This window comes from Marinobacterium sp. xm-m-312 (assembly GCF_013283295.1).
Classification (GTDB): domain Bacteria; phylum Pseudomonadota; class Gammaproteobacteria; order Pseudomonadales; family Balneatricaceae; genus Marinobacterium_E.
Genome location: NZ_WBYS01000005.1, coordinates 204,247 through 225,180, shown reverse-complemented (window position 1 = coordinate 225,180; position 20,934 = coordinate 204,247). Strand labels below are relative to the sequence as shown.

Here is a 20,934-nt window from a genome sequence, read left to right as displayed (position 1 = left end):
TTAAAAGGTGTTCAAGTGACAACACTGTTACTGAAAACCCGGTCTCTAGCAGACCTCTACGAGCGAGCCACTTTGTGGCTCGCTCTTTTATCAGGATTCATCCTGACGATCATGGCATTCACTACGGTGACCAGTGTGGCGGGACGATACTTTTTCTCCTCGCCCATCAATGGTGATACCGAGATTGTCCAAATGTTTACCGCTGTGGTTGTTGCGTTAGCAATGCCCTACTGCCAAATGCGCTTTGGCAACGTCATTGTCGACGTCTTAACAGCTTCAGCTCCCGCGCCTTTCCGTCTCACTATGGATGTTATCGGCAGCCTAATTTTGGCCGTACTCTTCTACTTCCTTGCGACACAAGCCTATGAAGGCGGTTTAGCCGCTCAGAAATACGGCAATGAGACGATGATGCTGCGGATGAAAGAGTGGTGGTTCTATATGACCATCGCCTTTGGCTTTAGCCTTACCTCTATCGCTGGTGTACTTAAACCACTGGCGATGATTGCAGAATATAAGGGTGTGAAATGAGTGACGAATTAACGGCAGGCGTCATTATCCTGTTCATGCTAGTCATCATGTTTTTGCGTGTGCCGATCGGCATCGCAATGATGCTAGCCGGTGCGGTCGGTTACTCAATCATCGACGACTTCAGCACCCTAATGTTCTACATGAAGGGCTCATCATTCGGGCAGATGGCAAGCCATTCGCTATCGATCATTCCTCTGTTCCTACTGATGGGTAACCTCGCAACTCGTTCAGGTATTAGCCGTTCACTATTCACCGGTGTTAACGCGTTTATTGGCCACTACCGCGGTGGTCTGGCGCTAGCCGCTGTTGGCGGCTGTGGTGTATTTGGTGCGATCTGTGGTTCATCTTTGGCGACGGCTGCGACTATGGGTCAGGTTGCACTTCCAGAGATGAAACGCCACGGCTACCACGGTGCTATGGCAACAGGCGCACTAGCTGCTGGTGGTACCCTAGGCATTCTAATCCCACCATCCATCGTGCTGATCATCTACGCAATCATGACTGAGCAGAACATCGTCAAGCTCTTCATGGCAGCGATGGTACCCGGCATCATGGCGATCATGGGTTACATGCTGGTTATCGCGATTCTGGTGAAGCTGAAGCCTCACTACGCGGACAAGAGCGCGAAAGCGAGCTGGTCTGAACGCGGTAAGGCACTGATTGAGCTGCTACCTGCAAGCTTCCTATTCATTGGTGTATTGGGCGGCATCTATGGTGGTATCTTCACACCCTCTGAAGCAGCCGCTTACGGTGTGGTCGGTACCATCGTCATTGCGCTAATCAACCGCCAACTTACCTGGGATGGATTCATCGACTGTATCAAGCAGACCGCTATCAACAGCGCGATGATCTTTGTCATCCTCCTGGGTGCCGACATCTTCAACGCCTTCTTGAGTCTAAGCGGCATGCCAGAGACACTGGCTGAGTGGATTCTGGATCGCGAATTGTCGCCTATGCTGGTACTGATGCTAATGTTAGCTGTCTACCTAGTGCTAGGCTGTTTGATGGATTCACTCTCGATGATCCTTCTGACAGTACCGATCTTCTTCCCAGCCATCATGGGTTTAGACTTCGGCATGACTGAAGAGCAGACCGCGCTCTGGTTCGGTATCATCTGTTTGATCGTGGTTGAGGTCGGCATGATCACCCCACCGGTAGGGATGAACGTCTTCATCATCAACAAAATCGCAGAGGGCGTTCCGATGCGGGATACCTTTGTGGGTGTTCTACCCTTCTTGGCGTCAGACTTCGTTCGCGTAGCCTTGCTACTGCTATTCCCTGTTCTGACCTGGGGTATTATTCCGGATTAAGCGCGTTAAATCGTACTGCAAAAACCGCCTTTATGGCGGTTTTTTTTGTTGGAGCCATATCGAAGATGTGGCGATCTTTTCGGTGACTGGCCTTCAGCCTGTCATCCGCTGTTGAAATCGATCGGGGTTTCAGCAGAGCTGAATTCCCTCCTACAATAGGACTTCGCGACAAGCCCGTAACGGAGTCCTACTGTAGGAGCGAATTGCCCGTAGGGCAAACCGCGAAAATATTCCGAAGCTTGTCACCTGATTTGAAATTACGCTAGAGCAGTGTCTCAACATACTCCGGCAGCTCTTGTGCTGGCGGTACTGGCTTGGAGTTACCCTCATCATCCAGTGCGACAAACTTGAAGATTGCTTCGGTCACTTTTTCACGATGACCTATGCGACTGCGGCGCACCCAGCACTCCACTTTGATATCCATTGAGCTACTGCCGACTCTAACCACTTCGGTGTAGACACCCAGTACATCTCCTACACGAACCGGGCGGATAAAGCTCATACCATCCAGTGCAACCGTCACCACTCGACTCTGTGCACGCTGGCCCGCACAGATGCCGGCCGCCATATCCATTTGTGACAATACCCAACCACCGAAGATATCACCTGATGGGTTGGTATCAGCCGGCATCGCGATAGTACGAGTGGTTAGGCGGCCTGTAGGGGTTTCTTGGGACATGGGGAACTCCAAATAATAAAAAACCGCCCGAAGGCGGTTTAATAAGTCAGCTTAGATATGCTTAACTTCTGCAATCTCGTATTCAGTCACACCGGCCGGTGTCTCAACCGCGGCGATGTCGCCCTCCTCTTTGCCGATCAGTGCTCGTGCGATCGGGGAGTTGATAGAGATCTTATTCAGTTTGATGTCTGCTTCGTCGTCACCCACAATCTTGTAGGTCACTTCAGCGTCGGTATCGACGTTGATTAGATCAACCGTCGTACCAAAGATCACTTTACCAGTGTGTGGCAGGCTGGTGACATCGATCACTTGAACCACTGAAAGCTTGCTCTCAATGTCCGCGATACGACCTTCAATAAAGCCCTGCTGTTCACGCGCTGCGTGGTACTCAGCATTCTCTTTAAGGTCGCCATGCTCACGTGCTTCAGCAATTGCTGCAATCACGGTTGGACGATCTTGGGTTTTAAGACGCTCCAGCTCAGCGCGAAGTGCCACTTCGCCCTCAACCGTCATGGGAACACGATTGACACTCATGCAGACGCCTCCGCGTGAATCTCTTGTAGACGACGCACAGTACGCTCTTCACCGTAACGAAGTGCTTCGGTAATCGCCACTGCACCAGCCATTGTCGTTGAGTAAGGCACTTTATGCTGTAGCGCTGCACGACGAATATCGGCTGAGTCAGCTATCGCTTTACGCCCTTCCGTTGTATTCACAACGTAGTTAACTTCGCCGTTCTTCAACATGTCAACGATGTTTGGACGACCTTCAGTAACCTTATTCACAACCTTAGCTGTAATGCCGTGAGTCTCCAGTAGTGCTGCTGTACCGCTGGTTGCAACGATATCGAAGCCAAGTTCAACCAACTGTTTAGTCAGTTCACAAGCCGCCTCTTTATCAACGTCACGTACTGAGACAAACGCAGTACCTGGCTTAGGTAGCTTGTCGCCAGCTCCCAAGTGAGCCTTCATGAACGCTTCACCGAAGGTTTCACCGGTACCCATGACTTCACCCGTAGACTTCATCTCTGGGCCAAGGATTGGGTCAACACCTTGGAATTTATTGAACGGGAATACCGCCTCTTTCACGTTGAAGTAGCTTGGTACGATCTCTTTCGTAAAGCCCAGTTCTTCAAGTGATTTACCGGTCATAACCAGTGCAGCGACTTTCGCTAGAGAAACACCGATACACTTAGATACGAAAGGAACTGTACGTGATGCGCGAGGGTTAACCTCGATTACGTAAATCTCGCCATCTTGGTACGCTAGCTGAACGTTCATCAAGCCAACAACACCTAACTCAAGCGCCATCTTGCGCACCATCTCGCGCATCTCGTCCTGGACGTCTGCTGCAAGGTTGTACGGAGGGAATGAACATGCTGAGTCACCTGAGTGAACACCCGCCTGCTCAATGTGCTGCATGATCGCTCCAATCACGACCTGCTTACCGTCACAGACCGCATCGATATCCACTTCGATCGCTGCGTTTAGGAAGTGATCAAGCAGGACAGGTGATTCGTTAGAGACCTGAACGGCTGTATTCATGTACTTACGCAGCTCGTCCTCTTTGTAGACGATCTCCATCGCACGACCACCCAATACGTAAGATGGACGAACAACCAGTGGGTAACCGATCTTCTCGGCTTCAATGATCGCCTCTTCAAGGCTACGTACTGTTGAGTTCTCTGGCTGTTTCAGACCAAGACGCTTAAGCATCTGCTGGAACAGTTCACGGTCTTCAGCACGGTCGATCGCTTCAGACGAGGTACCAATGATTGGAACGCCAGCCTGTTCTAGAGCTACGGCTAATTTCAGAGGAGTCTGACCACCGTACTGAACAATCACGCCTTTAGGCTGTTCAACTTCAACGATTGCCAACACATCTTCTAGAGTGATCGGCTCGAAGTAGAGGCGGTCTGATGTGTCATAGTCGGTAGAGACGGTTTCAGGGTTACAGTTAACCATGATGGTCTCGTAGCCATCTTCACGCGCTGCAAGCGCTGCATGAACACAGCAGTAGTCAAATTCGATACCCTGACCGATACGGTTAGGGCCACCACCGATGACCATGATCTTGTCACGATCCGATGGGTTCGCTTCACACTCCTCTTCGTACGTTGAGTACATGTAAGCGGTATCAGTCGCAAATTCTGCGGCACAGGTATCGACACGTTTGTAGACTGGCTTAATACCAGCTGCCTGACGATGCTTGCGGAACTGCTTCTCTGAAACACCCAATAGCTTGGCTAGACGAGCATCTGAGAAACCTTTGCGCTTCAGCATGAACAGATCGGTTGTAGAGAGTTCACTCAGTGCGGTTTCCGATACACGCTGCTCATCTTTGATGATGTCTTCGATCTGAACCAAGAACCAAGGATCAACGCCACTCAGCTTGTAGATCTCATCAACGCTCATACCCATACGGAAGGCGTCGCCGATGTACCAGATGCGCTCAGAACCTGGAGTTGTTAGCTCGTAAACGATCTTATCGCGTGCATCTTCAGCGGTAATATCAACAATCGGATCGAAGCCTTCAGAACCAACCTCTAGACCACGTAGCGCTTTCTGCAAAGACTCTTGCTGAGTACGACCAATCGCCATCACCTCACCCACCGACTTCATCTGAGTCGTTAGGCGATCATTTGCTTGTGGGAATTTTTCAAAGGTGAAACGAGGGATCTTCGTTACCACGTAGTCGATGGCAGGCTCGAAGGAAGCTGGTGTTTGACCGCCAGTGATATCGTTCTGAAGCTCATCAAGGGTGTAACCGACCGCCAGTTTTGCCGCCACTTTCGCAATTGGGAAACCTGTTGCTTTTGAAGCCAGTGCTGAAGAGCGCGATACGCGTGGGTTCATTTCGATCACCACAACGCGTCCAGTCTTTGGACAAACACCGAACTGTACGTTCGAACCGCCTGTTTCAACACCGATCTCACGCAGAACTGCAATCGAAGCATTACGCATCAACTGGTACTCTTTATCGGTCAAGGTCTGCGCTGGTGCGACTGTGATCGAGTCACCAGTGTGTACGCCCATGGCATCAAAGTTTTCGATCGAACAGATGATGATACAGTTATCGTTCTTGTCGCGGACAACCTCCATCTCGTACTCTTTCCAACCGATCAACGACTCATCGATAAGAAGCTCGTTGGTTGGTGATAGATCCAGACCACGCTCACAGATTTCGATGAACTCTTCACGGTTGTAGGCGATACCACCACCAGAACCACCCATAGTGAATGATGGACGGATGATCGCTGGGAAGCCAACCTGATCCAGTACCTGAAGAGCCTCTTCCATCGAGTGAGCGATAGAGGCGCGTGGACACTCAAGGCCGATGTTCTTCATCGCCTTGTCAAAACGTTCACGGTCTTCCGCTTTATCGATCGCATCTTGAGTAGCACCGATCATCTCAACACCAAACTCAGCGAGAACACCTTCGCGGTCGAGGTCGAGTGCACAGTTCAGTGCAGTCTGGCCACCCATAGTCGGTAGCAGCGCATCTGGACGCTCTTTCTCAATGATCTTAGCAACCGTTTTCCAGTTGATTGGCTCGATGTATGTCGCATCAGCCATCGCTGGATCAGTCATGATCGTCGCTGGGTTTGAGTTAACAAGAATAACTCGGTAACCCTCTTCGCGAAGCGCTTTACACGCTTGTGCGCCAGAATAGTCAAACTCACACGCCTGACCGATAACGATCGGGCCTGCACCTAGGATAAGAATACTTTGTATGTCGGAACGTTTTGGCATCGTAAAACCTGGTCTAAATCTGTTTCTCTAAGTTACCCGTTACAACTCAGCCCTGTTGGCGTGAGCGCATCATCTCAACGAAGCGATCGAAGAGTGGTGCCACATCGTGTGGACCAGGGCTCGCTTCTGGGTGCCCTTGGAAACTGAACGCTGGACGATCAGTACGCTCAATACCCTGTAGTGAGCCATCGAACAGTGATTTGTGTGTTGCACGTAGTGTGCTAGGTAGTGAATCTTCAGCCACCGCGAAACCGTGGTTCTGGCTGGTGATCATCACCTGCTTGCTATCTAGATCCTGAACGGGGTGGTTGGCACCGTGGTGACCAAACTTCATCTTCTCAGTTTTAGCACCTGACGCAAGCGCAAGTAGCTGGTGACCAAGACAGATGCCGAAAACTGGCAGTTCTGTTTTTAGAATGTCAGAGATCGCTTCGATCGCGTAATCACATGGTTCTGGGTCACCAGGACCATTCGACAAGAAAACGCCATCTGGATTCATTGCAAGCACTTCAGATGCTGGAGTCTGTGCAGGCACAACCGTCAAACGGCAGCCGCGCTCAACCAGCATGCGTAGAATATTTTGTTTAACACCGAAATCGTAAGCCACTACGTTGAACGGTTGATCAGCATCGGCTTTCTCTGTGTAGCCAGTACCAAGCTCCCAAGTGGACGTGCGCCAAGCATCAGAACTGTCACGTGTAACGACTTTTGCTAAGTCCATGCCTTTCAGGCCAGGGAAGCCACGAGCAGCATCGAGTGCTTTCGCTTCATCAATGTTATCACCCGCAACGATGCAACCATTCTGGGCACCTTTCTCACGAAGAATACGCGTTAAGCGGCGTGTATCGATGCCGGCAATACCCATGATGTTGCGCTCTTTTAGGTACTCATCTAGCGCCTGCTCAGAACGGAAGTTGCTCGCAAGCAGTGGCAGATCACGAATCACAAGACCTGCAACCCAAGTGCGATCAGATTCTGCATCTTCAGCGTTACAACCCACGTTACCAATGTGTGGGTAGGTGAGTGTCACGATCTGGCGGCAGTAGGATGGATCGGTAAGGATCTCTTGATAACCGGTCATTGAGGTGTTGAATACAACCTCACCTGATGATTCGCCTTCGGCGCCGATCGAAATACCCCTAAAAATAGAACCGTCTTCAAGGGCTAAGATGGCTGGCTGCGTCAAAAGAACCTCCCCGCGCGCTGGCTAGATATGAAAAATTACTGTGGCTTGGCTGCAAAAAAGCGAGGCCAACTTGGGGTCCGCCTCGCTTTCAAAAACATCTCTTCGGTGGGATGCGCCGCTATCGCGGGCAAAACCTGCGGTATTCTAAGGGAATTAGCTGCGCAAGTCCATGCCGAATCGGTCGAATATGGTGAGTAAAAGTCAACTTAAACTGTAGCTAAGTTGCCCTTCTCCTCAAGCCAGCACTTGCGATCGGAAGCCCGCTTCTTCGCCAACAACATATCAAGCACCTGGTGAGTATCATCTCCAGACTCCAGCGTTAACTGAACCAAACGACGGGTATCGGGATCCATCGTTGTTTCACGCAGCTGCATCGGGTTCATCTCACCCAATCCCTTGAATCGTTGTACTCCGATGCGCGCGTTATTGCGCTCCGCTTTGATGCGCTCAACGATGCCATTCTTCTCAGACTCATCCAGAGCGTAGAAGACCTCTTTCGCCACATCGATTCGGAACAGCGGCGGCATAGCAACATAGACATGCCCTGCAGCCACTAGGGGTTTGAAGTGCCTTAGAAAGAGTGCACAGATCAGCGTGGCGATGTGCGCACCATCGGAATCGGCATCAGCAAGAATACAGACCTTGCCGTAACGCAAATTACTCAGATCTTCAGCACCTGGATCCACGCCAATGGCCACCGAAATATCGTGAATCTCTTGCGAACCGAGGATCTCTGAAGAGTCGACCTCCCAGGTATTCAAGATCTTTCCGCGCAGCGGCATGATCGCCTGAAAGTCTCGACTACGTGCCTGTTTTGCTGAACCGCCTGCCGAGTCACCCTCGACCAAGAAGAGCTCACTGCGCATAGGATCGGTGCCCGAACAGTCAGCCAGTTTACCCGGCAGAGCAGGCCCTTGCGTTACCTTTTTACGCACCACTTTCTTAGCAGAGCGAAGACGTTTTTGTGCATTGGCGATCACTAACTCAGCAATCGCCTCACCCTCTTCAACGTGCTTATTGAGCCACAACAAGAAGGCATCTTTTACCGCACCCGAGATAAACGCCGCAATTTGACGCGAAGAGAGACGCTCTTTGGTTTGACCAGAGAACTGCGGGTCACGCATCTTGGCTGAAAGAATAAAGCAGCAACGATCCCAGACATCCTCTGGCGACAGTTTCACACCGCGTGGCAGCAGACTGCGGAAGTCACAAAACTCACGCAACGCCTCCAAAAGACCGGTACGAAGGCCATTCACATGGGTTCCGCCTTGCGCGGTCGGGATCAAGTTGACGTAGCTTTCGCAGGTCATCTCGCCACCCTCTTTTAGCCACTGCACGGCCCACTCTACGGCATCCTCTTCACCCTGCAAAGAGCCACAGAATGGCTCTTCAGGAAGAGTCTCATAAACTTGTGTATTACCTTTCAGATACGCAACTAAGCCATCTTCGTAGTACCACTCCTCTTTCTCTTTTTTACCCGTAGAGAGATCGGTAAAGGTCACTTTCAAACCGGGACAGAGAACGGCCTTGGCACGCAGATTATGCTTCAGACGACTGACACTAAACTTAGGCGAATCGAAGTAACTAGGATCGGGCAAAAATCGAACGGTGGTACCGGTATTGCGCTGACCACAGGTATCGACCACTTCAAGATCCGATACTTTCTCGCCGTCTGCAAAACCGATGCGATGCACCTGACCGCCACGACGAATTTGCACCTCCAACAGTTTAGAGAGTGCGTTAACAACAGAGACACCTACCCCGTGGAGACCGCCCGAGTAGTTGTAGTTGTCATTGTTAAACTTACCGCCGGCATGCAGCTTGGTCAGAATCAGCTCAACCCCGGGGACACCCTCCTCTGGGTGAATGTCCACCGGCATACCGCGACCATCATCGGACACAGAGAGTGAGTTGTCGGGGTGCAGAATGATATCGATCTGCTTTGCATGGCCCGCCAAAGCTTCATCGACTGAGTTGTCGATCACCTCTTGTGCTAGGTGATTGGGACGATCCGTTTCTGTGTACATTCCCGGGCGACGCTTTACTGGGTCTAGCCCGCTTAGTACCTCGATCGAACCAGCATTATAGTCCTTTGACATATCTCTCTTTTCCTAGCCGTTCTCAGGCTGCCAGCGATTCTCAGCAAAGGCAAAAATCGTCGGCAACATGGATTCAAAATTCTCAAAGCCGTGATGGCCGCCCGGTTGAACAATCTGCGAGGACTCACTGTAATAGCTAACAGCCTCACGATAGTCGAGGGTCTCATCTCCCTCTTGCTGCATCAGCAGTAGACGTTCCGGGTATGTCAGTTGAGGATAATACAACCGCTCTAACTGAGCCATATGTTCAAGCGTCAATTCATACTCTTCGCCAGAGTAGAAATTCTTTTGCGGACCTAGTAACGCACCCAACAGTGTGTGTGGCGCAACCGCCGGGTTAACTAAAATGGCTTTTACATGTGCGTAGCGCTCACTGAGGCAAGTCGCATAAAAACCACCCAAAGAGCTGCCAATCAATAGTAGCTCGTCATGCTGCTGAACAATCGTCTCTAGCTGCTGCATCGCCTCTTCTGGCCAGTGCGACAATGCGGGTACTGATAGCTGCGATGCCCTACCGATCGACTCAAAGTGGCGTATCAACTGCTGACCTTTAAGCGACTCGGGTGAACTGTTAAAACCGTGAATATAGAGAAAATGCATTACTGTCCGCTCACCACCTTCACATCATGACGCACACCCTGAGTCGCACAGTGTCCTAACCACTCCGCAAGATGTTGATTAAGCTGGTATTTTTCATCTGGCTGATGCATCGCATCATTAGGGTAATCGTAACGTCCAGGCAGTTGTGAGCGACGTTTTAAACAGACCACTTCCGCCATCCGTGCATCATGATAGAGACGTATCACAAAAGACTGTGGGTTAAACCATGGGGAAGCTTGCTCAGGCCAGTAAGAGAGTGTCCACGTCGAGGTGTAGGCAAACTCCTCATCGCGTTTAATGGCGACAACATAGGCGTGTTGATGCCACTCGATACGAAACTCAACGGACTCCTGCTGAGCAGGAAGCAGACGCATCAGACGGGCATAGTTGGTCTCAGAGACAACACTCTGTTTTACCAAATCCGGCACATACTTACGCTTCACATCATGCATCAACAGCACCTTGTAAACTCAATTTATTCAGCGCCAGCCACTGCAAAGCTATGATGGCAGGCGAACTATTAATAACACCCTGATTGACTAACTCTATGGCATCATCACTCGAAAGGACGTGAACACGAATATCTTCACCCTCCTCCGGCAAACCATGAATGCCTCTAGCCTGTTCCGAATCCACCTCAGCATAAAGCAGATCGATCCACTCATCACAGCCACCGCCACTGGGCAGATAACGAATAATTCTACGCGGCTCGCCGATCACCAAGCCAGCCTCCTCAATCGACTCACGCTTAGCGACTTGCTCAGAGGTTTCACCCTCTTCCACCACGCCAGCAACCACCTCAAGCATCCAAGGAGAGGGGCCCTGCAGAGACCCAACCCGAAACTGCTCAACCAACACAACAGAGTCCTTCGCGGGATCATACAGCAGCACACAGACCGCATCTCCGCGCTGAAACAGCTCGCGTGTGATCTCAATCGATTGACCTGAAAAAGTCTTATGCTCAAGCGTTAGCCGCTTAACCCGAAAGTAGCCCTGAAAGGCCGTCTCATCGTTGATCAAGCGATAATCTTGTTGCCCAAAGCTGGGAGCCCAAGCCGGTTTGGAGTGCTCAGAACTCATTGCGCAGCCTGTTTCTCGCCAGCAAATTGACGCAACTGCTGAATCTCTTCTGGCCAAATCGTCTCATCAATAGTCTCTAAACAGAGCGGGACACCACGAAAACGATCGTCCTGCATGATGTAACGAAACGCCTCCCAGCCAATTTCACCCTGACCCAATGAGTGGTGACGATCGACGCGACCACCCAGCGCTATTTTAGAGTCGTTAATGTGCATACCGCACAACCTATCAAAGCCGATCAGTCGTTCAAACTCGGCAAAACTCTGCTCACAGGCTTCAAAAGTGCGTAGATCATAACCTGCAGCAAAAATATGGCAGGTATCGATGCAGACACCAATGCGTTCAGGGTATCGGCTTTTGTCGATGATGGCCGCAATCTCTTCAAATCTGTAACCTAAATTGGATCCCTGCCCCGCCGTCGTCTCAATCACGGCGATGACCTGTTCGGTCTCCTGAGTCGCGATATCGATCGATTCAGAGATGGTCGCTAAACAGCTTGTCACATCGATCTTTTTAAGATGACTGCCCGGATGAAAATTCAGATAACAGAGCCCTAACTGCTCGCAACGCTGCATCTCATCAACAAAGGCGTCGCGTGACTTCTCAAGTGGCTCTGCCTCTGGGTGCCCCAAATTAATCAGGTAACTGTCGTGCGGAAGAATTTGCTCTGGCAGAAAGCTATGCTCGGCACAGTTCGCTTTAAACTGCTCGATTGTCTCATCGGCAAGCGGCTTAGCTACCCACTGTCTCTGATTCTTAGTAAACAGCGCAAACGCATTGGCACCGATCGCCGCCGCATTCAATGGCGCATTCTGCACCCCACCCGCTGCGCTAACATGGGCACCAACGTAGTAGGGCTTCAGTGAGTTACTTACAGCTTGCACGCACCACCTGCACAGTCGTCAAAGTCCATCGACTCAAGCTCCATTCGCTCAGAGTGTGCGCTTTTAATCACCTTCAATAGACTACCCTCAGCGGATCCATCTTCAGCGACTCCAGCACGCTCAAATACAGAGACCAAAATACCCAGTTCGTCTGTCGTAAAATCGTTCATTCTCTTCTCCTTATTATCGGGCTAGAGTGGCTTAAGCCACTCCACCATTAGCTGTAAGCTGCGCTGCCCACGAAATTCATTGATATCCAATCGGTAGACGGCACGCACACGATTGATCGACGCATTCGGCCAAATATCAGACTCTACATTAAAGGCGATTGCATCCAGTGCCAAGCCTGTTGTCGGCTCTTGCAGTACCATTTTCAGATGTTTTTGACCGACGATACGCTGCTGCAACAGTCGAAACTCACCATGGAAGCTCGGCTCTGGGAATTGGTGCCCCCAGGGGCCCGCTTCTTGAATCATCTGAGCCAACTCCATGGTGAATTGATTAGGTGCCAACTCACCATCTGTCTCGATCACTCGATCCAGATCCTCTTTGCGTGTCTGACGAGTCACTTCAGCCGCAAAAGCAGTCTCGAAACGGGCTAGATCCGCTTTAGAAATGGTCAAACCGGCTGCCATCGCATGACCACCAAACTTTGAAATTAAGCCAGGATGTTCGGTCGCTATACGATCCAATCCATCGCGTATATGGAACCCCTCAATGGAACGAGCCGATCCTTTAATCTCACCCTCATCACCCGGCGCAAACACGATCACCGGTCGATGCAGTTTCTCTTTAACGCGAGAGGCAAGAATACCAATAACGCCTTGGTGCCACTGCTCGTTAAAGAGCGCTATGCCGGCTGGGCGTTCCGCCTCCAAAAGATCCAACGACTCTAAATGGGCCATCGCTTGAGCCTGCATTTCAGACTCAATAGAGCGTCGCTCGCGGTTTAAGGCATCCAGCTGTTCAGCGTATTCACGGGCACGTTGTGGATCCTCCTCTAGTAGACACTCAATACCCAAGCTGATGTCATCCAAACGACCTGCCGCATTAAGACGTGGTGCAACGGCAAACCCCAAATCAGAGCTACTAATGCGTTGATTATCACGCCCAGCAACCTCTAAAAGCGCAAGGAGGCCCGGACGCGCTCTGCCGGCACGGATACGGGCCAACCCTTGATGCACTAAGGTGCGGTTATTCCGCTCCAGAGGCACTACATCGGCCACCGTACCCAAAGCAATAAGATCAAGATAGTTAGCCAAATTCGGAGCCTTAACTCCGCTCTTCTCAAACCAACCAAGCTGCTGCAGCTGACGACGAAGTGCGATTAAAAGATAGAAGATGACTCCGGCACCACAGGTCGATTTCGCCATGAACTGACAGCCGGCCTGATTGGGATTAATAATTGCCACAGCCTTGGGCAATACCGAGCCCGGCAGGTGGTGATCTGTCACGATCACATCGATCCCTAGCATATTGGCTCGATCAACACCTTCGATACTGGAGATACCATTATCAACGGTAATGATCAGATCGGGCTGCTTCTGCTGAGCAACCTCAACAATTTCCGGAGACAGGCCATAGCCGTATTCGAATCGATTCGGAACGAGATAGTCGACCTGATTAAAACCAAACGCACGCAGAGCCAGTAACGCTGTCGTCGTACTGGTCGCACCATCACAATCGAAGTCGCCAACAATCAGGATCGACTCCTGTTGCCGAAGCGCAGTGACAAGCCTTGCCACCCCGGCATCAATGCCTAACATGGCACCATCGGGGAGCAGGGTCTCCAACCCCTTTTCAAGCTCACTGAGCTCAGACACGCCGCGCCCGGCGTAGATACGCGCAATCACCGGATGCAAAGAGGCAAGTGAGGAAGATACAGCGCCTATTGGGCGCTCAATAATCATCGCTTCGCTCAAGACTCACCTGGCAAAAGCTGATCAGTTTTATCGGTTAGGTAGTAGACAACCAGGCCTATCCATTCGCGCAAACCGGTGTGAAGGTCTCGCATGTTACGCCACAGCCTTGGATCCAACTTAAAGCCTGTTGTAGTCGTCGTGTAGTAATCCACTGGGTAGGGAATGACCTGCCAACCCTGTTTCTCAAAGATACCTACAGAGCGCGGCATATGAAAAGCCGAGGTCACCAACAACCACGGCTTATCAGGCACAGCACCCAACAATTTTGCCGACAATAGCGCATTTTCATAGGTGTTTCGGGACTGGTTCTCCAAAAGGACCCTATCCGCAAGACCTATTTGCCCCAGATAATCGGCCACACCATCCGCCCCTTTGAACGATTGACGGAGAACGGACCCACTGCCACCGGTAAAGATGATTTTCGCTTCAGGAAAACGCTTAGCCAAGGCTGGAATCACCATCACCCGCTCAGCAGCGGCATTGAACTGGGACTGTTGCCAAACCGAAGAGAGCTCAGGGTTTTCACCGCCGCCCAAAATCACGATCCCGGCGGGCTCAATCTGATTCAGATCCGGTTGCTTAAAACGTGACTCCAAAGGGTACAAAACCGCATCTCCCAAGGGCATCAATAGAACCGCCATCAACAGCAGTAGATCAATGGAGAGCAACCAGCCGGCTAAACGGCGTTTACCTAACCAAAGCAAAAAAAGGCCAAGCAGCATCAACCAGACCAAAAGATGGTCAGGTGCAGCGAGGAACCAGAAAAGCTTTGAGAGTGAGAAGAAACTGTCCATACAAAAAAACGCCCCTCAAAGGAGGGGCGATTCATTTAGCTCTTGTGCGAGTGAGTCGCCACAAACTGTTGTACTGTGGCCAGATCGTTATCCAGCACCGACAGACGCTCTTCTCGTTCAAACAGATCGCTCATATGAGCCGGCAAGCTAGGCGATTCAAGACCTGCTTTCACAACAGGATCTGGGAACTTAACCGGGTGCGCGGTGGCCAGAGTGACCATCGGTACACTCATATCACGACGACATTCGCGTGCTGCTTTAACACCAATCGCTGTGTGCGGATCCAGTAGGTACTCAGTCGACTCGTAGACATCAGCAATAACCTGACAGGTTGTCTCATCATCAACGGCGTAGCTGTTAAACAGCTCGCGAACCTTATCCCACTCACCATCACCAAGATGAACAGACTCTCTCTTAAAGCGCGCCATCAGATCAGCAACGGCTTTACCGTCACGACCATAAACATCAAATAGAAGACGCTCAAAGTTCGACGAGACCATAATATCCATCGATGGCGACAGAGTATGCTCAAGCTGACCTTTAGACATATCGTTACCGCTGATGACGCGGTGAAGAATGTCATTACGGTTAGTCGCTACCACCAACTGATCGATCGGCAGACCCATCTGTTTAGCGAGGTAGCCGGCAAAAATATCACCGAAGTTACCCGTTGGAACCGAGAAAGAGACTGGACGATGAGGGCCACCCAAGGTCAGCGAGGCTGAGAAGTAGTAGACGATCTGAGCCATGATACGAGCCCAGTTGATTGAGTTCACTGCACCCAGCTTCATACCGTTTAGGAAGCTCTGATCAGCAAAACTGTCTTTCACCATCTCCTGACAGTCATCAAAGTTACCTTCCAAGGCGATATTGAAGACATTGTCTTCCAATACGGTCGTCATCTGACGACGCTGTACTTCAGAGACACGGTTGTAAGGGTGAAGAATGAAGATATCCAAGTGATCAGAGTGACGACAGCCTTCGATCGCTGCAGAACCCGTGTCACCTGAGGTAGCACCCATAATCACCAGGCGTTCATTGCGCTGTTTCAGCACATGATCCATCAAACGACCGAGCAACTGCAGTGCGAAGTCTTTGAATGCCAAGGTAGGACCATGGAACAGCTCAAGAACGAACTCGTTGCTATCGATCTGAACCAAAGGTGCTACGGCATCGTGTTTAAAGACAGCGTAGGTCTCATCGATCATCGATTTAAGATCCCCGTCGCTAATGCACTCTTCAACGAACGGCTTGATCACTTTGAAGGCAAGATCCGCATAGCTAAGGCCTGCCCAGCTTGCGATCTCCTCTTTCGAGAAAGTCGGTAGAGTCTCAGGTACATAGAGACCCCCATCAGACGCCAAACCAGCTAATAGCACATCCGCAAAATTGAGTGCGGGCGCATCACCACGAGTCGAAATATAACGCATCGAAAATTCCTCTTAATCAGCCAGCTGTTCAACACGGATGCGGGTCACTTCACCCACAACGTCTGGCAGTGCTTCGATCTCGCGAAGCGCTTCGTTCATTGTCGATTCAACCACTCGTTGAGTCAGCAGAATGACAGGCACCTGTGATTCACGGATCGGTTTCTGAATCACGGCTTCAATATTGATCCCTTTTTCACCGAGGATGCGGGTAATGTGAGCCATCACGCCTGGGCGCTCAACGGCTTGCAAGCGAAGGTAGTAAGCACTCTCAACCTGTTCAACAGGAAGCACTTCAGCATCTGAAAGCTCGCTAGGCTGGAAAGCCAAGTGGGGAACTCGGTTGTCACGGTCAGCAGTGAGTGTACGAACCACATCCACCACATCAGCAACTACTGCAGAAGCCGTTGGCTCAGCACCGGCACCCGCACCATAGTAGAGGGTTTGACCCACCGCATCACCATCCACAAGGACGGCGTTCATGACACCATCAACATTGGCCAGTAACGCTTTCTCTGGAATCATCGTTGGGTGAACACGTAGCTCAATACCCTTCGCTGTGCGGCGGCTAATACCTAGGTGCTTGATGCGGTAGCCTAGCTCTTCAGCGTAGTTCACATCCTGTGAAGTGATCTTACTGATACCCTCGGTGTAGGCTTTTTCGAACTGCAGTGGGATACCAAACGCGATTGAGGCAAGTATGGTCAGCTTGTGCGCTGCGTCTATGCCTTCAACATCAAAGGTCGGATCCGCTTCTGCGTAGCCCAACGCCTGAGCTTCCGCCAATACATCTTCAAAGGCACGACCTTTGTCACGCATTTCGGTCAAAATGAAGTTACCGGTACCGTTAATGATGCCAGCCAACCAGTCGATCTTGTTCGCAGATAGACCTTCACGAATCGCTTTGATGATTGGGATGCCACCAGCAACTGAGGCCTCAAACGCGACCATCACATTCTTCTCTTGCGCAGCCGCAAAAATCTCGTTGCCATGCACCGCGATCAACGCCTTGTTCGCAGTGACGACGTGTTTACCGTTTTGAATGGCCGTCATCACGAGATCAAAGGCTGTCTCGTAACCGCCGATCAGCTCAATGACGATATCGATCTCAGGGTTGGTTGCGATCTCGAAAATGTCCGATGTAACGTGGATTCCTGTCGTATCAAACGCAGGGTTAGGGCGACGCATAGCGACCTGTTCAATCTGAATTCGACGACCCGCACGACGTGCAATCTCAGACGCATTGCGATTAAGAACATCGAACGTACCGCCACCGACAGTACCCATTCCACAGATGCCAACTTTTACCGGCTTCACAACCTTACCTCATTCGAAGTGAGCTCGAGCGGTTCACCCGACCCAGAGCGTTAAAAAATGGGGCATATTATAGCTAAAAAAGGGTGTTTGAACTATGGGTATTAGGGAGGTTTTACTGATAAAAAGCGTAATTAGAGGGCGGATGTCAGGCTGAAGCCTGACACCAGTGCTTCAACCTAACTACAGAGAAACGTGACTGGCTTTCAGCCTGTCACGACCCTACCAGCATTTTCCAGAGATTACTTAATCCCCAACACCGGCAGCAGACGCTCGGCTGGCATGTAACCCGGTAATAGATCACCCGTCTCGGTAATCATCGCAGGGGTGCCGGTAACCCCTAGCTTTTGACCCAGCGCCAGCTGTTCAAGCACGGGTGTTTGGCAGCCATCCGCTTTAACAGAGCCACCATCTAGCGCTGACTCCATTGCTGCTAAGCGGTCATCGGCACACCAGATCTGATCCATACGTGACGCAGTAGCACCGCCAGGACCAGAGCGAGGAAAGGCTAAGTAAGCGACTTCGACACCCGCTTCGTTCAGAGCATCCACCTCTTCGTGCAGCTTCTGACAGTAGGGGCAATCGATATCGGTGAAGACATAAAGTCGAGTTCTCTTCTCACCTTTAGCTGGGAAAATAACCATATCGCTATCAGCCACCTGCTGCATGGCATCTAAACGCATCCCACTTAAGCGCTTCTCGGTAAGATTGATCAGACGGTTCTCTTGTGTGATCTGATACGCCTTGCCCGACAGAATAAACTGCGCATCTTCACTGACGTAGAGCACCTCACCAGAACCGAGTAGCACCTCATAAAAACCGGTCATATCGGACGGCTCAATCAGCGTAATAGGAATCGAAGGATCAACCGCTTTCAGCTTCTCTTCAATCAGGGTTTCTGTATTTGCCAGAGCCGGCAAAGTCACAAGGGACAACAACAGTACGAACAAGGTTTTCATCTTAACTCCTTAAAAATTGCGCCCAGTGTGCCAGTTTAACCCCGCGGATGAAACTGCTTGTGCAACTGCTCTAAGCGATGCGTGGCAATTTGCGTATAGATCTGGGTGGTCGATAAATTGGCATGCCCCAATAGCATCTGCACGGCACGAAGATCCGCCCCATGATTCAACAAGTGTGTTGCAAACGCATGTCTAAGCGTATGGGGCGATAGTTCTGATTTAACGCCCGCCTGCTGGGCCCAAAATTTAATACGATGCCAAAAGGTCTGTCGGGTCATCTGCTGTCCTCGACGACTCAAGAAGAGCGCTTCAGGGTTGGTAGCACCCATCAACAGTGGCCGTGCAGCTGATTGATAGCGTTTCAACCAATCAATGGCCGCCTCGCCAACAGGGACCAGTCGCTCTTTATCACCCTTACCGACAACCTGTAATAGCCCAGCCCTCAGGTCAATTTGACCCACCTCAAGCCCAATCAACTCAGAGATACGCAACCCGGATCCGTACAACAGCTCCAACATAGCTCGATCTCGCAACCCCAGTGAATCTTCAACATCCGGCGCCTCAAGCAGCGCATCCACTTCTGCTTCGGAAATGGACTTTGGCAACGCGCGCCCGCGCTTTGGATTGGAGATATTCAACGTAGGGTCAACGTCGATAACACTTTCGCGCAATAGGTAGCGATAAAATCCACGGATACAGGAGAGTTGTCGAGCAGTCGAGCTGGCTTTAAACGCTTCAGACAGGCGCCAGGCAAGATAGTGCTGTAAATCGGACTGCGTAACAGCCATCAGTGATTTACCCTGCTGATTCAACCAACAGGCAAACTGATTCAGATCGCGTCGATAGGAGCTCTGCGTGTTGTCACTTAAGCCACGCTCCATCCACAAGCCTTGAATGAACTCTTTGATTAACGCGGCATCTTTGGAGTCAGGGCTTTGCGCAGTAAAACGTGCATCCGGCACTAACGGTAGACCTCAATAGTTTCTAAAAAGTTACGATCAACAGAGTAGGAAGCATACCCTTGATCGACCCTTCTTAGTAGAACTAACTTATTGTCTGCCACCTCGATCAAACGCCCCTCAATAAAGCGCCCGAAGTGGGTGTAGAGACGAATCTGATACTGTAGATAGTCATCCAGCTCATCAAAGCTAGCAGGATAGAACTGCTTAGAATCCTCAAGCTTTTGCACTTCGCGACTGGAGAGAATCTTCTCCTTGAGCTGCTCAACATTGACCAATCCCTCCTCCTGAGGGGTTAACTGTTCAGCCTGCTCCGCATCTGGCAACAGGGACTCCCAATCCAATCCCGCTAAATCAAGCCCCACCGAGTTGATGCGCAAAGAGGGATTCAAGCGTTCAGCTAAGACGTGGGGGGCGTTCATCAATACGAACAGCTCACTGCCCATACCGCCTGCGGGTGAGATGCCCAAATCAACACTTGAGCCCGGAGCAATAGCCTGCTCATAGGCATTCCAAAGCCGCTCTGGTACCTGCATACCCAACTGTGTAGCCTGAGCTTTTAACAGATCGGCATGCACCAAGCGGTACTCCGCCTCGGTTACATCAGTCTGTTCAGCACAGTAGGTATCGCGGCGAGCATTAAATCCAAGGTCTTGGTAGGCAAACTGAAAACGCTGGACTCGCGGACTGGCCGCCAACAAGGTCTGTGGTGCAAGGTATCCAGGTGTAAAACTAACCTCCAACACCAATCGTTGCGAGGCGATCCCCAACAGCTGAATCTGACTACCCAAGACTAGACGTCCATTATCGTTATCTGGGTCTAAGCGAATGTTAAGATCCGCCTGAATTTCGAGGTATCCCATATCTCGTAACACAGGCAGAGAGAATTCACGCACATCGCCACAACCCAGAGCGGCGATGTTAACTAACCCTTTGCTCGCAGCAGCACTCTGATTCGCAAGGGCCGTCTCCATAAAGTCGGATGCCAGATCCATTCTTAACTTATCGATTTTGATGGCCAAGAAACTGGGCCAGTCAGAAGCACTGCTGACAGGAGAGGGTTGCAAGAAGAAGAGCGGCGCGTCCGCTCGAATACTGATATTGGCCACTTTAATGGCAGACTCATAACCGAAAGGAGCCGCCTGCAGCGACTCAATTCGGACTTCACCGCGTGGATCCAGAACCAACTGCTCATAGTGCACACGATAGCCAGGCAGCAGAACCGTCAACGTATCATCGATATAGGCTTTAGCTTTGTAATAGACATAGGCATAACCGCCCCCACCGACCAGTAGCGTCGCTATCAATAACAGTAGAACGGTTTTAAACCAACGCAAAGGATTCCCCCCAACAGTCATCACTTCATACTAGACCACTATTAGAAATAGGAGAAATTTGAGCAATAAAAAAGGCGACCCATGGTCGCCTTTTTTAATCGAGA

19 protein-coding genes are annotated in these 20,934 nt (G+C 50.9%); 2 read left to right on the top strand and 17 right to left on the bottom strand.

Features of this window, described 5'->3' with window-relative positions; genetic code table 11:
• The first annotated feature begins 15 nt into the window (after nt 1-15).
• Both XMM312_RS08130 and XMM312_RS08125 read left to right on the top strand, forming a co-directional pair.
• A complete protein-coding gene (locus XMM312_RS08130; protein WP_173482975.1) occupies nt 16-528 on the top strand; it encodes a TRAP transporter small permease in 513 nt (170 codons plus the stop codon).
• Nucleotides 525-1,838: a TRAP transporter large permease gene (locus XMM312_RS08125; RefSeq protein ID WP_173489039.1), complete on the top strand. Its 1,314-nt coding sequence runs from the start codon at nt 525-527 to the stop codon at nt 1,836-1,838. The genes XMM312_RS08130 and XMM312_RS08125 overlap by 4 nt, the downstream gene beginning before the upstream one ends.
• Before the next feature lie 262 nt (nt 1,839-2,100).
• Here the strand turns inward: XMM312_RS08125 and XMM312_RS08120 are convergent, their stop codons facing one another.
• From XMM312_RS08120 to XMM312_RS08040, 17 genes are all read right to left on the bottom strand, one after another.
• Nucleotides 2,101-2,517, bottom strand: a complete 417-nt coding sequence (locus tag XMM312_RS08120) for an acyl-CoA thioesterase (RefSeq protein WP_173483789.1) — start codon at nt 2,515-2,517, stop codon at nt 2,101-2,103.
• A 51-nt stretch (nt 2,518-2,568) separates the two neighbouring features.
• Nucleotides 2,569-3,051 carry a transcription elongation factor GreA gene (gene greA, locus XMM312_RS08115; RefSeq protein ID WP_173480230.1) on the bottom strand — a complete coding sequence of 161 codons (483 nt, stop codon included), beginning with the start codon at nt 3,049-3,051 and terminating at the stop codon, nt 2,569-2,571.
• A complete protein-coding gene (gene carB / locus XMM312_RS08110; RefSeq protein ID WP_173480229.1) occupies nt 3,048-6,269 on the bottom strand; it encodes a carbamoyl-phosphate synthase large subunit in 3,222 nt (1,073 codons plus the stop codon). The genes greA and carB overlap by 4 nt, the downstream gene beginning before the upstream one ends.
• Nucleotides 6,270-6,315: 46 nt before the next feature.
• The gene (gene carA / locus XMM312_RS08105; protein WP_173482979.1) at nt 6,316-7,455 is read right to left on the bottom strand and encodes a glutamine-hydrolyzing carbamoyl-phosphate synthase small subunit; all 1,140 of its coding nucleotides are present in this window, start codon (nt 7,453-7,455) and stop codon (nt 6,316-6,318) included.
• Nucleotides 7,456-7,661: 206 nt separating this feature from the next.
• Nucleotides 7,662-9,554: a DNA topoisomerase IV subunit B gene (parE, locus tag XMM312_RS08100; RefSeq protein WP_173489038.1), complete on the bottom strand. Its 1,893-nt coding sequence runs from the start codon at nt 9,552-9,554 to the stop codon at nt 7,662-7,664.
• Nucleotides 9,555-9,566: 12 nt separating this feature from the next.
• Nucleotides 9,567-10,154 (bottom strand): YqiA/YcfP family alpha/beta fold hydrolase, encoded by a 588-nt coding sequence (locus XMM312_RS08095; protein ID WP_173489037.1) that lies wholly within the window; start codon nt 10,152-10,154, stop codon nt 9,567-9,569.
• Nucleotides 10,154-10,606: a DUF1249 domain-containing protein gene (locus XMM312_RS08090; protein WP_173489036.1), complete on the bottom strand. Its 453-nt coding sequence runs from the start codon at nt 10,604-10,606 to the stop codon at nt 10,154-10,156. Before XMM312_RS08090 ends, XMM312_RS08095 begins: the two co-directional genes overlap by 1 nt.
• Entirely contained in the window at nt 10,599-11,234 is a 636-nt protein-coding gene (locus XMM312_RS08085; protein WP_173489035.1) for an NUDIX domain-containing protein, read from the bottom strand. Before XMM312_RS08085 ends, XMM312_RS08090 begins: the two co-directional genes overlap by 8 nt.
• Nucleotides 11,231-12,118 carry a deoxyribonuclease IV gene (nfo, locus tag XMM312_RS08080; RefSeq protein ID WP_371731420.1) on the bottom strand — a complete coding sequence of 296 codons (888 nt, stop codon included), beginning with the start codon at nt 12,116-12,118 and terminating at the stop codon, nt 11,231-11,233. The genes XMM312_RS08085 and nfo overlap by 4 nt, the downstream gene beginning before the upstream one ends.
• The gene (locus XMM312_RS08075; protein WP_173480223.1) at nt 12,106-12,288 is read right to left on the bottom strand and encodes a hypothetical protein; all 183 of its coding nucleotides are present in this window, start codon (nt 12,286-12,288) and stop codon (nt 12,106-12,108) included. Before XMM312_RS08075 ends, nfo begins: the two co-directional genes overlap by 13 nt.
• Before the next feature lie 21 nt (nt 12,289-12,309).
• Nucleotides 12,310-14,040, bottom strand: coding sequence for a single-stranded-DNA-specific exonuclease RecJ (gene recJ / locus XMM312_RS08070; RefSeq protein ID WP_371731421.1), 1,731 nt, complete (start codon nt 14,038-14,040; stop codon nt 12,310-12,312).
• Nucleotides 14,037-14,834, bottom strand: coding sequence for a YdcF family protein (locus XMM312_RS08065; protein WP_173482984.1), 798 nt, complete (start codon nt 14,832-14,834; stop codon nt 14,037-14,039). Before XMM312_RS08065 ends, recJ begins: the two co-directional genes overlap by 4 nt.
• Before the next feature lie 35 nt (nt 14,835-14,869).
• A complete protein-coding gene (gene thrC / locus XMM312_RS08060) occupies nt 14,870-16,264 on the bottom strand; it encodes a threonine synthase (RefSeq protein WP_173480221.1) in 1,395 nt (464 codons plus the stop codon).
• Nucleotides 16,265-16,276: 12 nt separating this feature from the next.
• Nucleotides 16,277-17,578 carry a homoserine dehydrogenase gene (locus XMM312_RS08055; RefSeq protein ID WP_173480220.1) on the bottom strand — a complete coding sequence of 434 codons (1,302 nt, stop codon included), beginning with the start codon at nt 17,576-17,578 and terminating at the stop codon, nt 16,277-16,279.
• Between the two features lie 239 nt (nt 17,579-17,817).
• On the bottom strand, nt 17,818-18,534 hold the full coding sequence (locus XMM312_RS08050) for a DsbC family protein (RefSeq protein ID WP_173480219.1): 717 nt from the start codon (nt 18,532-18,534) through the stop codon (nt 17,818-17,820).
• A 35-nt stretch (nt 18,535-18,569) separates the two neighbouring features.
• The gene (gene xerD, locus XMM312_RS08045; protein ID WP_371731422.1) at nt 18,570-19,496 is read right to left on the bottom strand and encodes a site-specific tyrosine recombinase XerD; all 927 of its coding nucleotides are present in this window, start codon (nt 19,494-19,496) and stop codon (nt 18,570-18,572) included.
• Nucleotides 19,496-20,830 carry a hypothetical protein gene (locus tag XMM312_RS08040; RefSeq protein ID WP_173489034.1) on the bottom strand — a complete coding sequence of 445 codons (1,335 nt, stop codon included), beginning with the start codon at nt 20,828-20,830 and terminating at the stop codon, nt 19,496-19,498. Before XMM312_RS08040 ends, xerD begins: the two co-directional genes overlap by 1 nt.
• Between the last annotated feature and the right edge of the window lie 104 nt (nt 20,831-20,934).